The sequence below is a fragment of the Pseudomonas sp. BP11-1-1 genome, from assembly GCF_052112105.1.
GTDB lineage: Bacteria > Pseudomonadota > Gammaproteobacteria > Pseudomonadales > Pseudomonadaceae > Aquipseudomonas > Aquipseudomonas alvandae.
The window spans coordinates 39797-52486 of record NZ_JAUTYU010000001.1 but is presented as its reverse complement, the minus strand read 5'-3'; the positions used below and the strand labels follow the sequence as shown (position 1 = coordinate 52486).

Below are 12690 nucleotides of genomic sequence, written 5' to 3'. Positions count from 1 at the left end.
ATGGCGGGCGGCCGCTTAGCCAAGTGAAATCTGGGTGGGAGCGGGCTTGCTCGCGAATGCGGTGGGTCAGTATTTATGCCTACTGCCCCACCGCATTCGCGAGCAAGCCCGCTCCCACAGGTTCCACTAGATCAACCATGGGCCTGCTTTAACAGCACCGCGACGCCAGGGTGATAGTGCCCGGTTTCGTTGCGCAATTTGCGATAGGCATAGGGGAAATACCAGGCCACGGCGCAGGTGTTTTCTTTCTGCAGGTCATCGATCATGTCCTGCAGTTCTTCGGGCGTGGCGCTCTGCTGGGCTTTTTGCGGGGCGACGAACAGGCAGCCGAGCTTCAAGTCGCTGGCATAGCTGATGCGCTTGGCGTCGCTGGTGGCTTCCAGCAAGGGTTGGGTCAGGTTCAGGTTGTTGACCTTCGGCCAGCGTTGGGTCGCCTGGATGAAGGCGCGTTCATCGGTACTGGCAATCAACAGGTCGGCGCGGGCGTTGCGTTCGCCTTCTTCGTTCTGTTTGCGCGTGGACGCGTCCTGCAGCGTGACCATCTCAGCCATCCAGGCGGCGGCCGACAGCAACCCGAGGTTGGCTTTTTCATCGTGCCAATAGGGTGTGTCGCTATCGCCGCGCACGGCGTTGTAGCGGTCGATACAGTCGAACCAGCGTTCCAACACCGGGCGCAGGAATTCCAGCTTCGGATTGCTGATGATCATGCCTTGCATGCGTTTGCCCTCTTGTTCTTGTGATATCGGGTCATGGTGTCTCTTTGATATCACTTGCCGCAGCATCACACAAGATTGACGTCAGTTTATTGATCCGGGCCAATGTCCCAGGTGATAGCCGTCGCGGCTTTAATTGACGCTCCACCCCCAACCCTCTAACCTTCGCGGCTTGTTTCAGGTGCTCTATGGCAATGGCCGATAGGGTGAAACAGGGAAGCCGGTGCGTGCACACAAACCCGGCGCTGCCCCCGCAACGGTAAATGAGTCAACGCTGTGCCTAAGCCACTGTGTTCCAGGACATGGGAAGGCGCGCAGCCAGGCGTTATGCCGCTCATGAGCCCGGAGACCGGCCTGATTCATCCAACGGCATCACGGTGGGCGATGCCAGGCTCATTGCCGTCCTTTTTTTGCCCGCCCGCCGTTATCCAGTCCCAACGGAGAGCTCCCCCATGACCGACACGCCCGATCGCGACGAACGCCACCTGGCGCGCATGCTGCGCAAGAAAGCCGTGATTGACGAGCGCATCGCCAACTCGCCGAACGAGTGCGGCCTGCTGCTGGTGCTGACCGGCAACGGTAAGGGCAAGAGCAGTTCGGCATTCGGCATGCTGGCCCGGGCCATGGGCCATGGCATGCAATGCGGCGTGGTGCAGTTCATCAAGGGGCGCAACAGCACCGGCGAGGAGCTGTTCTTCCGCCGCTTCCCCGAGCAGGTGCGCTTTCATGTCATGGGTGAAGGCTTCACCTGGGAAACCCAGGACCGCCAGCGCGACATCGCCGCCGCCGAAGCCGCCTGGGCTGTGTCGCGTCAGTTGCTCAGCGACCCGGCCATTGGCCTCGTGGTACTCGATGAGCTGAACATCGCCCTCAAGCACGGCTACCTAGACCTCGATCAAGTCCTGAGCGATCTGCAAGCCCGACCGCCCATGCAGCATGTGGTGGTGACCGGTCGCGGCGCCAAGCCCGAGATGATCGAGTTGGCCGATACCGTGACCGAAATGGGCATGATCAAGCACGCGTTCCAGGCCGGCATCAAGGCGCAGAAAGGCGTCGAATTGTGAGCGATGCGCCGATGACCAGCCGCCATTGTCCGGCGGTGTTGATTGCCGCCCCGGCTTCCGGCCAGGGCAAGACCACCGTCACCGCCGCCCTCGCACGGTTGCACCGCAACCAGGGGCGCAAGGTGCGGGTGTTCAAGTGTGGTCCGGACTTTCTCGACCCGATGATCCTTGAGCGAGCCAGTGGCGCGCCGGTCTATCAATTGGACATGTGGATGGTCGGCGAGCAGGAAAGTCGCCGGCTGTTGTGGGAGGCTGCCGCCGAAGCGGACCTGATCCTGATCGAAGGCGTGATGGGGCTGTTCGACGGCACGCCGTCCAGCGCCGACCTGGCGCGGCATTTCGGCGTGCCGGTACTCGCGGTGATCGACGGCACGGCCATGGCCCAGACCTTCGGCGCCTTGGCCCTGGGCCTGGCGCGTTATCAACCGGACCTGCCGTTCGCCGGGGTCTTGGCCAACCGGGTCGGGACCTTGCGTCATGCGCAATTGCTCGAAGGCAGCCTGACCGAGGGCTTGCGCTGGTATGGCGCGTTGTCACGGGAAACCGGCATCGAGTTGCCAAGCCGTCATCTCGGGCTGGTCCAGGCCAGTGAGTTGAACGACCTGGACGTTCGCCTGGACGCTGCCGCCGAGGCGTTGGCCAGCAGTTGTGAAGTGGCTCTGCCGCCCAGCGTTGAATTCGCGGCTCCGGAGATGACCGTTGTCGAGCCGTGGCTCGACGGTGTGCGCATCGCTGTCGCCAGGGATGAGGCGTTTGCCTTCACCTACGGTGCGAGCCTCGATCTGCTGAGGGCCATGGGCGCGCAGTTGAGTTTCTTTTCGCCGATTCACGATACCCAATTGCCAGAGGCGGACAGCCTTTACCTGCCCGGCGGTTATCCCGAACTGCACCACGTCGCCCTGGCGCAGAACGCGCCGATGCTGGCAGCGATCCGTGCCCACCATGCGGCCGGCAAACCGCTGCTCGCCGAGTGCGGCGGCATGCTGTATCTGCTTGATTCGTTGACCGACGTTGAAGGCGTCCGCGCCGAACTGCTGGGTTTGCTGGCCGGGGATGCGCAGATGCAGAAGCGCCTGGCCGCCCTCGCGCTGCAATCGGTGGATTTGCCGGAAGGTACCCTGCGCGGGCATACCTACCATCATTCGCTGACCAGTACCGAGCTTGAGCCGATTGCCCGTGGGCACAGCCCCAATGGCGGACGGGGAGCGGAGGCGGTTTTTCGCCAGGGGCGGATGACAGCTTCCTACGTGCATTTTTATTTTCCGTCCAATCCGAGGGCGGTTGCCGCGTTGTTTGCGCCTGATCTTCAGGTCGCTATCGCGAGCAAGCTCGCTCCCACAGGGGATCGTGTGATCTCAAGTACAACGCCTACCGGTGTGGGAGCGAGCTTGCTCGCGAAGAGGCCATGACTGACAACTATTTCTCCCTGGCCGAACGCGAAGCCGTCTACCGCGCCATCGCCGAACGCCGTGACATGCGCCATTTCAACGGCGGCACCGTCGAGCCGCAATTACTGCGCCGCCTGTTGGAAGCCGCGCACCAGGCCCCCAGCGTCGGGCTGATGCAACCGTGGCGATTCATCCGTATCAGCAATCGCGCCTTGCGGGGCGAGATCCAGCACTTGGTGGAAGAAGAGCGCATCCGCACCGCCGAAGCCCTGGGCGAGCGCAGCGACGAGTTCATGAAACTCAAGGTCGAAGGCATCAACGACTGTGCCGAAGTTCTGGTAGCGGCGCTGATGGATGACCGCGAGCGACACATTTTCGGGCGTCGGACGTTGCCGGAAATGGATTTGGCCTCGCTGTCCTGTGCCATCCAGAATTTATGGCTGGCGGCTCGCGTCGAAGGGCTGGGGATGGGCTGGGTGTCGTTGTTCGAACCCCAGGCGTTGGCGGATCTACTGGGATTGCCCACAGGCGCCAAGCCCCTGGCGATTCTGTGTCTTGGCCCAGTCGAAGGTTTCTATCCGGCGCCAATGCTCGCCCTGGAAGGCTGGGCGCAACCGCGTCCGCTCAATGAACTGCTTTATGAAAATCACTGGGGAGTGCGCCCATGAGCGTAGCGTTGCTCAGCGCCGCCGCAGTGGCGCTGGATGCGTTGCTGGGCGAGCCCCGGCGCTGGCATCCGCTGGTGGCATTCGGCGGTTTCGCCAGCCGTATCGAACAACGTTTCAATTCCGGTGGGCGTGGCTGGCGCAGTCACGGTGTTACGGCGTGGATCATCGCCGTGCTGCCCTTGACCTTGCTGGCCACGGCCTTGTCCTGGGTACCCTTGGTGGGCTGGCTGGTGGACATCCTCGCGTTGTACTGCGCCCTCGGTTTGCGCAGCCTCGGCGAGCATGTCGAGCCGGTGGCCAGGGCGTTACGCAGTGGCGATCTGGACGAGGCGCGCCAGCGGGTCAGTTATCTGGTCAGTCGCCAGACGGCTGAGCTGGACGAAACCGCGGTCGCCCGTGCCGCCACCGAGTCGGTGCTGGAAAACGGCAGCGATGCGGTATTTGCGGCGTTGTTCTGGTTCGCGGTGGCCGGTGCGCCCGGCGTGGTGCTGTACCGCTTGAGCAATACCCTCGACGCCATGTGGGGCTATCGCAACGAGCGCTTCGAGCGTTTTGGCTGGGCGGCGGCAAAGATCGACGATGTGCTCAACTACATTCCCGCGCGCCTGGTGGCGTTGACCTACGCCGTCCTCGGCAAGACCCGCCTGGCGCTCAAATGCTGGCGAACCCAGGGGCCGACCTGGGACAGCCCCAACGCCGGGCCGGTGATGGCCGCCGGCGCCGGTGCGCTGGGCGTGGAACTGGGGGGCGCGGCGGTGTATCACGGCGAACTGCATCAGCGTCCGCCGCTGGGCGAAGGTGTGCCGGCGAGTGCTGATTCCATTGATCGCGGCTGGCAATTGGTGCAGCGCGGCGTATGGTTATGGCTGCTGATTCTCTGCCTCGGAGCCGAGTTCTATGCTTGAGCATGGTGGACGACTGCGCAACGCTTCCCGGCAATACGGCATTGCCGAGGCCGATTGGCTCGACCTGTCCAGCGGCCTGGCGCCCTGGCCGTTCGACATTCCGCCAATCCCGCCGCGAGCCTGGGCGCGCCTGCCCGAGGCCGACGATGGATTGGAGCAGGCCGCTTGCGACTACTACGAAGCGACGCATGCGTTGCCGGTGGCCGGTTCGCAGATGGCCATCCAACTGTTGCCGCGCCTGCGCCGGGCCGGCAAGGTCGGTGTCTTGTCGCCCTGCTACGCCGAGCACGCCGAAGCCTGGCGCCGCTGTGGTTACATCGTGCGCGAAGTGTTGGAGACGGAAGTGGACTTCTTCCTCGACAGCCTCGACGTGCTGGTGGTGGTCAATCCGAACAATCCCACCGGCCTGAGCCTGAGCCCGGAACGCTTGCTCGATTGGCATGCGCGTTTGGCCCAGCGCGGCGGCTGGTTGGTGGTGGATGAGGCGTTCATGGACATCACGCCGCACCTGAGCCTCAGTGCCCATGCCCATCAGGTCGGGCTGATCGTGTTGCGCTCGTTCGGCAAATTCTTTGGCCTGGCCGGGGTTCGCCTGGGGTTCGTCCTGGCCGAGCGCCGTTTGCTGAAGCTACTCGCCGAGCAAGTCGGGCCGTGGGCCATCAGCGGGCCGACCCGGGTTTTGGGTGAAGCTTGTCTGCTGGACACCGAAGCCCATGCACGGCAGCGCGAGCGTTGCGTAGAAACCAGCCAGCGCCTGGCCATGACGCTGGAACGCCACGGCTTCAAGCCCCAAGGCGGTTGTGCATTGTTCCAGTGGCTGGTCACCGAACATGCCCAGGCGCTTTACGAATTCATGGCCCATCGCGGCATTCTCCTGCGGCTCTTCACCGAGACCAGCAGCCTGCGCTTTGGGCTGCCGGCTGACGACGCGCAATTCCTGCGCCTGGAACAGGCTTTCGAAGCCTACGCCAAGGACATTCAATGACGACCTTGATGGTGCAGGGCACCACCTCCGATGCCGGCAAAAGCACCCTGGTCACGGCGCTGTGCCGCTGGGTCAAGCGCCAGGGCGTGCGCGTGGTGCCGTTCAAGCCGCAGAACATGGCCCTCAACAGCGCAGTGACCGCCGACGGCGGCGAAATCGGCCGGGCCCAGGCCGTCCAGGCCCAGGCTTGCGGCCTCGAACCGCACACCGACATGAACCCGGTCCTGCTCAAGCCCAACAGCGACACCGGCGCGCAAGTCATCATCCATGGCCGCGCCGTCACGACCATGAACGCGGTGGCTTATCACGATTACAAATCCATCGCGATGCAGGCGGTGCTCGCCTCCCACGAGCGATTGAGCGCGGCGTATCCAGTCGTCATGGTCGAGGGCGCTGGGTCGCCGGCGGAGATCAACCTGCGGGCTGGAGACATCGCCAACATGGGCTTCGCCGAAGCGGTTGACTGCCCGGTATTGCTGATTGCCGACATCAATCGCGGGGGGGTATTCGCCCATCTGGTCGGCACCCTGGAACTGCTTTCGCCCAGCGAGCAGGCGCGGGTCAAGGGCTTCGTCATCAACCGCTTTCGCGGTGATCTGGCCTTGCTTCAGCCCGGCCTGGACTGGTTGGAAGCGCGCACCGGCAAACCGGTGATCGGCGTGTTGCCCTACGTGATGGACCTGCATCTGGAAGCTGAGGACGGCCTCGACCAGCGTCAGGCCGACAAGGCCGAACAAGTGCTCAAGGTGGTGGTGCCGGTCCTGCCGCGCATCAGCAACCACACCGATTTCGATCCGCTGCGCCTGCATCCGCAAGTCGATTTGCAATTCATCGGCCCCGGCCAGGTCATCCCGCCAGCCGACCTGATCATCCTGCCCGGTTCCAAAAGTGTGCGCAGCGACTTGGCCTTTCTGCGAGCCAACGGCTGGGAAACGGCGATCCATCGACACCTGCGCTACGGCGGCAAGCTGTTGGGCATTTGTGGCGGTCTGCAGATGCTTGGCCAGCACGTCCACGACCCGCTCGGCCTGGAAGGCGCGGCGGGCTCCAGCGCCGGGCTGGGCCTGTTGGAATTCGAAACGACCCTGGAACGCGAGAAGCAATTGCGCAATGTTTGCGGGCGGCTGGCTTTGGAAGACGCCGAGGTCAGCGGCTACGAGATCCACGCGGGCGTGACCGTCGGCTCCGCTCTGGAACATGCTGCGGTGCATCTCGATGACGGCCGTTGCGATGGCGCTCGGAGCCTGGACGGGCAGATTGTCGGGACTTATCTGCACGGGCTGTTCGAGTCGCCGGCGGCCAGCAGCGCGTTGCTGCGTTGGTCGGGTCTGGAGGACGTACAGGCGGTGGATTACCACGGCTTGCGCGAGCGAGATATCGAACGGTTGGCGGACCTGGTGGAGCGGCATCTCGATACCGGGTTGCTGCGTGAACTCTGTGGGATCTAGGTTGGCTAGGCTGGCCTCATCGCGAGCAAGCTCGCTCCCACAAGGGAATGCATTTCAAACTGTGGGAGCGAGCTTGCTCGCGATGAGGACAGTCGCCATACGCCAAACAAAAGGTAATGCCCCATGCTGCAATTGATCTTGGGCGGCGCCCGCTCCGGCAAGAGTCGCCTGGCCGAAAAACTCGCGGCAGACACACGCTTGCCGGTGACCTACATCGCCACCAGCCAACCCATCGACGGCGAGATGAACCAACGTGTCGCCCAACACCGCGCCCGGCGTCCGGCCGAATGGGCGTTGGTGGAGGAACCGTTGGCGCTGGCGCAGGCGCTGCGGGAAAACGCCGCGACCGATCGATGCCTGCTGGTGGACTGCCTCACCCTGTGGCTGACCAACCTGCTGATGCTCGACGATCCCGAACGGTTGATCGCCGAGCGTGAAGCGCTGCTGGACTGCATCAGCGCGCTCCCCGGCGAAGTCATATTCGTCAGCAACGAGACCGGCATGGGCGTCGTGCCGCTGGGCGAACTGACCCGTCGTTACGTCGATGAAGCCGGATGGCTGCATCAAGCCCTGGCCGAACGTTGTCAGCGCGTCGTGCTGACCGTTGCCGGCTTGCCCCTGACTCTGAAAGGAACTGCGTTATGAATCACCGCTGGTGGCTGGATCCGTGCAAGCCCGTTGACACCCTGGCGCTGGAGCAGGCCGCGGCCCGTCAGCAACAACTGACCAAGCCGGCCGGCTCCCTCGGGCGCCTGGAAACGGTGGCGGTGCAACTGGCGGGCCTGCAAGGGCAGCTCAAGCCAAGCCTGGATCGGCTCTGGATCGCTATTTTTGCCGGCGACCATGGGGTCGTGGCCGAAGGGGTCTCGGCGTATCCACAGGAAGTCACCGGGCAGATGCTGTTCAATTTTGTCAGCGGCGGCGCGGCCATCAGCGTGCTCGCACGGCAACTGGAGGCTTCGCTGGACGTGGTGGACCTGGGCACCGTGACACCTTCGCTGGACTTGCCCGGCGTGCGCCATTTGAACCTTGGCCCTGGCACCGCGAACTTCGTCCAAGGGCCGGCGATGACCCTGGATCAAGGCGAACAGGCCTTGCAAGCCGGGCGTGACAGCGTGATGCGTGCCGTGGCGAGCGGGACGCAATTATTCATTGGCGGCGAGATGGGCATCGGCAATACCACGGCGGCCAGTGCGCTGGCCTGCGCCTTGCTCGATTGCGCGGCGGCGCATCTGGTCGGTCCGGGGACGGGGTTGGATGCGGCGGGAGTCAGCCGCAAGGCGCAAGTGATCGAGCGCGCCCTGGCGCTGCATGGCGCCCAAGGCAACGACCCGTTGCAGACGCTGTTCAACCTTGGCGGTTTCGAGATCGCGGCATTGGCCGGCGCTTATCTGGCCTGTGCCCAGCAAGGCGTCGCCGTGCTGGTGGATGGGTTCATCTGCAGCGTTGCGGCGCTGGTGGCGGTGCGCCTCAATCCCGAATGCCGGCCATGGCTGCTGTTCGGTCACCGCGGCGCCGAACCAGGCCACAAGCACGTATTGGAAACCCTCGGCGCGGAACCGCTGCTGGACCTGGGCCTGCGCCTGGGCGAGGGTAGTGGCGCGGCGCTGGCGGTGCCGTTGTTGCGCCTGGCCTGTGATCTTCACGGGCAGATGGCGACGTTTGCCGAAGCGGCCGTGGCGGATCGCCCGGCATGACCTTGCGCCTGGACCTGTTGCGTCACGGCGAAACCGAACTGGGCGGCGGATTGCGCGGCAGCCTCGACGATGCCTTGACGGCCAACGGCTGGGAACAAATGCACGCGGCAGTGGCGCAGCGCGGGCCTTGGGATCGCCTGGTGTGCTCGCCGTTGCAGCGCTGCGCGCGTTTCGCCGAACAACTCGGCGCCCGGCTGGGTGTTCCGGTGCATCAGGACAAGGACTTGCAGGAGTTGCATTTCGGTGCCTGGGAAGGCCGTAGCGCGGCGGCGTTGATGGAAACCGACGCCGACGCCCTCGGTCGCTTCTGGGCCGATCCTTATGCCTTTACCCCGCCCGACGGTGAACCGGTGCTGGCGTTTTCGGCGCGGGTCCTGGCAGCGGTCGAGCGCTTACACGTGGGGTATGCCGGGCAGCGCGTCCTGCTGGTCAGTCATGGCGGTGTGATGCGCTTGCTGCTGGCCCGGGCTCGCGGTTTACCTCGCGAGCAATTGCTGAATGTCGAAGTCGGCCATGGAGCGCTGTTTTCCCTGACCGTGTCGTCCGGTCCCGTGCTCGAAGAGGCGGTTTGACGATGTTGCCGTTTTGGATCGCCCTGCAATTTCTCAGCAGCTTGCCGGTTCGCCTGCCGGGCATGCCCGAGCCTGAACAATTGGGTCGTTCGTTGTTGTTCTATCCCGTGGTGGGGCTGTTGTTCGGGGGGCTGCTGTGCTTGCTCGATGCGCTGTTGTCGGGCGCGCCCGCGTTGCTGCATGCCGCGCTGCTCCTGGCGGCGTGGGTGCTGCTCAGCGGCGGTTTGCACCTGGACGGCCTGGCCGACAGCGCCGACGCCTGGCTCGGCGGTTTCGGCGATCGCGAGCGCACGCTGCTGATCATGAAAGACCCGCGCAGCGGGCCGATCGCCGTAATTACGTTGGCGCTGGTGTTGCTGCTCAAATGGACCGCGCTGGTGGCATTGATCGAACAAGGGCAGGCGCTGGCCTTGCTCATCGTGCCGATGTTGGGGCGTGGCGCCTTGCTGGGTCTGTTCCTCACGACGCCGTATGTGCGTGCCGGCGGCTTGGGCCAGGCGCTGGCCGATCACCTGCCGCGCCGCTCGGGTTGGCAGGTGCTGTTGGCCAGCGCCCTGGTTTGCGTTCTGGCGATGGGCTGGGCAGGGCTGTGGGCACTGGTGGTCGCCGCAATGGTCTTCATTGGCTTGCGGCAGCTGATGTTGCGCAGGCTGCAGGGCTGCACCGGCGACACCGCGGGCGCCTTGCTGGAACTGCTGGAAATGGCCGTTCTGGTGGCGTTGGTCTTTAACTGAATCGGCATGTTGCCGATGGGCCAGCGCTGATTTAAATTTGCATTCATTTAGTCGCGGGTATATACACGCATCATGCTTCCTTCCCAATGTCTGTGCATCAACCTGCGTCGCGCCGCCCGTGGCGTCAGCAGGTATTACGACGGCGCTCTCGATGGCTTCGGGATCAACGTTGCCCAGTATTCTCTGCTCAATAACCTGGCGCGCCTGGACCAGCCGAGCATTTCCTCCCTGGCCGAGGCCATGGGCCTGGACCGCAGCACCCTCGGGCGCAACCTGCGGGTACTGGAAGGCGAGGGGTTGGTGAAGCTGGCTGAGGGCGACGATTTGCGCAACCGCATCGTCGTGCTCACCGAGGCGGGAAATGCCCGGTTGGCGGCGGCGCTGCCGGCCTGGGAAGCGGCGCAACAGAAATTGATCGATAAGCTCGGTGCCGAAAAACGCGCCACCTTGCTGGCCTTGCTGGATGAGCTGGCGTAATGCCGGTTCGTCCGATGATAAGTGGGTATATACCCGCGACCGGAGAATAAGAATGACATCGATGTGGCGTACCTGTGGTTGGGTCCTGGTGGGTAGCGCGCTGATATTGGCGTTGTCCCTGGGCGTGCGGCATGGCTTCGGGCTGTTCCTGGCGCCGATGAGCGCCGAATTCGGCTGGGGGCGCGAGGTGTTTGCCTTCGCCATTGCCTTGCAGAACCTGATCTGGGGCCTGGCGCAGCCTTTTACTGGCGCACTGGCCGACCGCTTCGGTGCGGCGAAAGTGGTGTTGATCGGTGGCATTCTCTACGCACTTGGCCTGGTCTTCATGGGCATGGCCGACTCGCCCTGGTCGCTGTCGTTGAGCGCCGGGCTGTTGATCGGCATCGGCCTGTCCGGCACTTCGTTCTCGGTGATTCTTGGCGTGGTCGGGCGGGCCGTCCCTGCGGAAAAACGCAGCATGGGCATGGGCATCGCCAGTGCGGCCGGCTCTTTCGGCCAATTCGCCATGCTGCCCGGCACGCTGGGCCTGATCGGCTGGCTCGGCTGGTCCGCCGCGTTGCTGGCACTGGGATTGCTGGTGGCATTGATCGTGCCGTTGGTCAGTATGCTCAAGGATGCGCCGGCGCCACTGAGCGGCAACGAACAGACCTTGTCCGAGGCGCTGCGCGAGGCGTGCAGTCATTCTGGTTTCTGGTTGCTGGCGGTCGGCTTTTTTGTCTGCGGTTTCCAGGTGGTGTTCATTGGCGTGCACCTGCCGGCCTATCTGGTGGACCAACACCTGCCGGCCAGCGTTGGCACCACCGTGTTGGCGCTGGTCGGGCTGTTCAATATCTTCGGCACCTACACCGCCGGCTGGTTGGGCGGGCGCATGTCCAAGCCGCGCCTGCTCACTGGTCTGTATCTGGTGCGTGCGGTGGTGATCGGCTTGTTCCTGTGGCTGCCCGTAACGACCACCACGGCCTATCTGTTTGGCATGGCGATGGGTTTGCTGTGGTTGTCGACGGTGCCGCTGACCAACGGAACGGTCGCAACGTTGTTCGGTGTACGAAATCTCTCGATGCTGGGTGGGATCGTGTTCCTGTTCCACCAGTTGGGTTCGTTCCTGGGCGGCTGGCTGGGCGGGGTGGTGTACGACCGGACTGGCAGTTATGACTTGATCTGGCAAGTCTCGATCCTGCTCAGCCTGCTGGCGGCGGCATTGAACTGGCCGGTGCGTGAGCGCCCGGTGGCGCGCCTGCAAGCCCAGGTCGGTGCGGCATGAGTCGCGTCGGTCCCTGGTTGATCGTGGCTGGCGCTGCTGCGCTGCTGGCGCTCGCCTGGTGGGGCTGGCACCAGGGCGGGTTGGCTTTGATGCAACTGGGCATGGGCAACTGCTGACGTGTGGACGGCACTGGGCATGGCGGAGTAACGTCTTGGTCTGACAGGCTTACAAGGAAAATCCGAGATGCTGATGCGCTGGCTTGCTGTTCCCGCCCTGTTGCTCGCTGTGACCGGGCAAGTATGGGCGGCTGATTGCCCGCCATTGCTGGAAGGCAAATTACCCAAATTGCGGGCCAAGGAAACCATCGATCTTTGCCAGCGCTTCGCCGGTAAGCCATTGGTGGTGGTCAACACCGCCAGCTTCTGTGGGTTCGCCCCACAGTTCAAAGGGCTCGAAGCCCTGAACCAGCGTTACAAAGGCGAAGGGCTGGAAGTGCTGGGCGTACCGTCCAATGATTTCAAGCAGGAATCCAAGGATGGCGCAGAGACCGCCAAGGTCTGCTACGTCAACTACGGCGTGACCTTCACCATGACCGAGCCGCAACCGGTGCGAGGCGCGGACGCCATACCGTTGTTCAAGCATCTGGCTGAGCAATCCAGCGCGCCGAAATGGAATTTCTATAAATACGTCGTTGATCGCCAAGGCAAGGTGGTCGGCAGTTTCTCCAGCCGGATCAAGCCTGATGATCCTGATTTCATCAAGGCGGTAGAGGCGGCCATCGCTTCCAAACCCTGATCTTCAGCTACGAAAAAGCCCCGCCTCTTTGCAGAGTGCGGGG

At 63.8% G+C, this 12690-nt stretch carries 14 protein-coding genes and 1 riboswitch; of the genes, 13 read left to right on the top strand and 1 reads right to left on the bottom strand.

Annotation, left to right across the window (positions count from 1 at the left end; translation table 11 throughout):
• Positions 1 to 131: 131 nt before the first annotated feature.
• Positions 132 to 716, bottom strand: coding sequence for a hypothetical protein (locus tag Q7C33_RS00250; protein WP_198798111.1), 585 nt, complete (start codon positions 714 to 716; stop codon positions 132 to 134).
• A 159-nt stretch (positions 717 to 875) separates the two neighbouring features.
• A riboswitch (cobalamin riboswitch) is annotated at positions 876 to 1085 on the top strand.
• Positions 1086 to 1165: 80 nt separating this feature from the next.
• On the opposite strand from Q7C33_RS00250, the gene cobO reads away from it, so the two are divergent.
• The 13 genes from cobO (at position 1166) to Q7C33_RS00185 (ending at position 12647) form a co-directional block, all read left to right on the top strand.
• Positions 1166 to 1777, top strand: a complete 612-nt coding sequence (cobO, locus tag Q7C33_RS00245; protein ID WP_030142392.1) for a cob(I)yrinic acid a,c-diamide adenosyltransferase — start codon at positions 1166 to 1168, stop codon at positions 1775 to 1777.
• A gap of 11 nt (positions 1778 to 1788) precedes the next feature.
• Positions 1789 to 3186, top strand: coding sequence for a cobyrinate a,c-diamide synthase (locus Q7C33_RS00240; RefSeq protein ID WP_407682845.1), 1398 nt, complete (start codon positions 1789 to 1791; stop codon positions 3184 to 3186).
• Positions 3183 to 3833, top strand: coding sequence for a 5,6-dimethylbenzimidazole synthase (gene bluB / locus Q7C33_RS00235; protein WP_407682651.1), 651 nt, complete (start codon positions 3183 to 3185; stop codon positions 3831 to 3833). The genes Q7C33_RS00240 and bluB overlap by 4 nt, the downstream gene beginning before the upstream one ends.
• Positions 3830 to 4738, top strand: a complete 909-nt coding sequence (gene cbiB / locus Q7C33_RS00230; RefSeq protein ID WP_407682650.1) for an adenosylcobinamide-phosphate synthase CbiB — start codon at positions 3830 to 3832, stop codon at positions 4736 to 4738. Before bluB ends, cbiB begins: the two co-directional genes overlap by 4 nt.
• Entirely contained in the window at positions 4731 to 5723 is a 993-nt protein-coding gene (gene cobD / locus Q7C33_RS00225) for a threonine-phosphate decarboxylase CobD (protein WP_198798107.1), read from the top strand. Before cbiB ends, cobD begins: the two co-directional genes overlap by 8 nt.
• On the top strand, positions 5720 to 7171 hold the full coding sequence (locus tag Q7C33_RS00220; protein WP_407682649.1) for a cobyric acid synthase: 1452 nt from the start codon (positions 5720 to 5722) through the stop codon (positions 7169 to 7171). The genes cobD and Q7C33_RS00220 overlap by 4 nt, the downstream gene beginning before the upstream one ends.
• A 123-nt stretch (positions 7172 to 7294) precedes the next feature.
• The gene (gene cobU, locus Q7C33_RS00215; RefSeq protein WP_407682648.1) at positions 7295 to 7816 is read left to right on the top strand and encodes a bifunctional adenosylcobinamide kinase/adenosylcobinamide-phosphate guanylyltransferase; all 522 of its coding nucleotides are present in this window, start codon (positions 7295 to 7297) and stop codon (positions 7814 to 7816) included.
• The gene (cobT, locus tag Q7C33_RS00210; protein WP_407682647.1) at positions 7813 to 8868 is read left to right on the top strand and encodes a nicotinate-nucleotide--dimethylbenzimidazole phosphoribosyltransferase; all 1056 of its coding nucleotides are present in this window, start codon (positions 7813 to 7815) and stop codon (positions 8866 to 8868) included. The genes cobU and cobT overlap by 4 nt, the downstream gene beginning before the upstream one ends.
• Entirely contained in the window at positions 8865 to 9440 is a 576-nt protein-coding gene (gene cobC / locus Q7C33_RS00205) for an alpha-ribazole phosphatase family protein (protein WP_407682646.1), read from the top strand. Before cobT ends, cobC begins: the two co-directional genes overlap by 4 nt.
• Before the next feature lie 2 nt (positions 9441 to 9442).
• The gene (locus Q7C33_RS00200) at positions 9443 to 10174 is read left to right on the top strand and encodes an adenosylcobinamide-GDP ribazoletransferase (protein WP_198798105.1); all 732 of its coding nucleotides are present in this window, start codon (positions 9443 to 9445) and stop codon (positions 10172 to 10174) included.
• Between the two features lie 72 nt (positions 10175 to 10246).
• Positions 10247 to 10651, top strand: coding sequence for a MarR family winged helix-turn-helix transcriptional regulator (locus tag Q7C33_RS00195; protein WP_030142382.1), 405 nt, complete (start codon positions 10247 to 10249; stop codon positions 10649 to 10651).
• Between the two features lie 52 nt (positions 10652 to 10703).
• Complete coding sequence (locus Q7C33_RS00190; protein WP_198798104.1) at positions 10704 to 11912, top strand: MFS transporter; 1209 nt, start codon at positions 10704 to 10706, stop codon at positions 11910 to 11912.
• Positions 11913 to 12095: 183 nt separating this feature from the next.
• Entirely contained in the window at positions 12096 to 12647 is a 552-nt protein-coding gene (locus Q7C33_RS00185) for a glutathione peroxidase (protein WP_030142380.1), read from the top strand.
• Positions 12648 to 12690 lie beyond the last annotated feature (43 nt).

Bases quoted from the DNA above. Each gene is read 5' to 3' on its own strand.
- Q7C33_RS00250 (WP_198798111.1), bottom strand. From the start codon at position 716: ATGCAAGGCATGATCATCAGCAATCCGAAGCTGGAATTCCTGCGCCCG.
- cobO (WP_030142392.1), top strand. From the start codon at position 1,166: ATGACCGACACGCCCGATCGCGACGAACGCCACCTGGCGCGCATGCTG.
- Q7C33_RS00240 (WP_407682845.1), top strand. From the start codon at position 1,789: ATGACCAGCCGCCATTGTCCGGCGGTGTTGATTGCCGCCCCGGCTTCC.
- bluB (WP_407682651.1), top strand. From the start codon at position 3,183: ATGACTGACAACTATTTCTCCCTGGCCGAACGCGAAGCCGTCTACCGC.
- cbiB (WP_407682650.1), top strand. From the start codon at position 3,830: ATGAGCGTAGCGTTGCTCAGCGCCGCCGCAGTGGCGCTGGATGCGTTG.
- cobD (WP_198798107.1), top strand. From the start codon at position 4,731: ATGCTTGAGCATGGTGGACGACTGCGCAACGCTTCCCGGCAATACGGC.
- Q7C33_RS00220 (WP_407682649.1), top strand. From the start codon at position 5,720: ATGACGACCTTGATGGTGCAGGGCACCACCTCCGATGCCGGCAAAAGC.
- cobU (WP_407682648.1), top strand. From the start codon at position 7,295: ATGCTGCAATTGATCTTGGGCGGCGCCCGCTCCGGCAAGAGTCGCCTG.
- cobT (WP_407682647.1), top strand. From the start codon at position 7,813: ATGAATCACCGCTGGTGGCTGGATCCGTGCAAGCCCGTTGACACCCTG.
- cobC (WP_407682646.1), top strand. From the start codon at position 8,865: ATGACCTTGCGCCTGGACCTGTTGCGTCACGGCGAAACCGAACTGGGC.
- Q7C33_RS00200 (WP_198798105.1), top strand. From the start codon at position 9,443: ATGTTGCCGTTTTGGATCGCCCTGCAATTTCTCAGCAGCTTGCCGGTT.
- Q7C33_RS00195 (WP_030142382.1), top strand. From the start codon at position 10,247: ATGCTTCCTTCCCAATGTCTGTGCATCAACCTGCGTCGCGCCGCCCGT.
- Q7C33_RS00190 (WP_198798104.1), top strand. From the start codon at position 10,704: ATGACATCGATGTGGCGTACCTGTGGTTGGGTCCTGGTGGGTAGCGCG.
- Q7C33_RS00185 (WP_030142380.1), top strand. From the start codon at position 12,096: ATGCTGATGCGCTGGCTTGCTGTTCCCGCCCTGTTGCTCGCTGTGACC.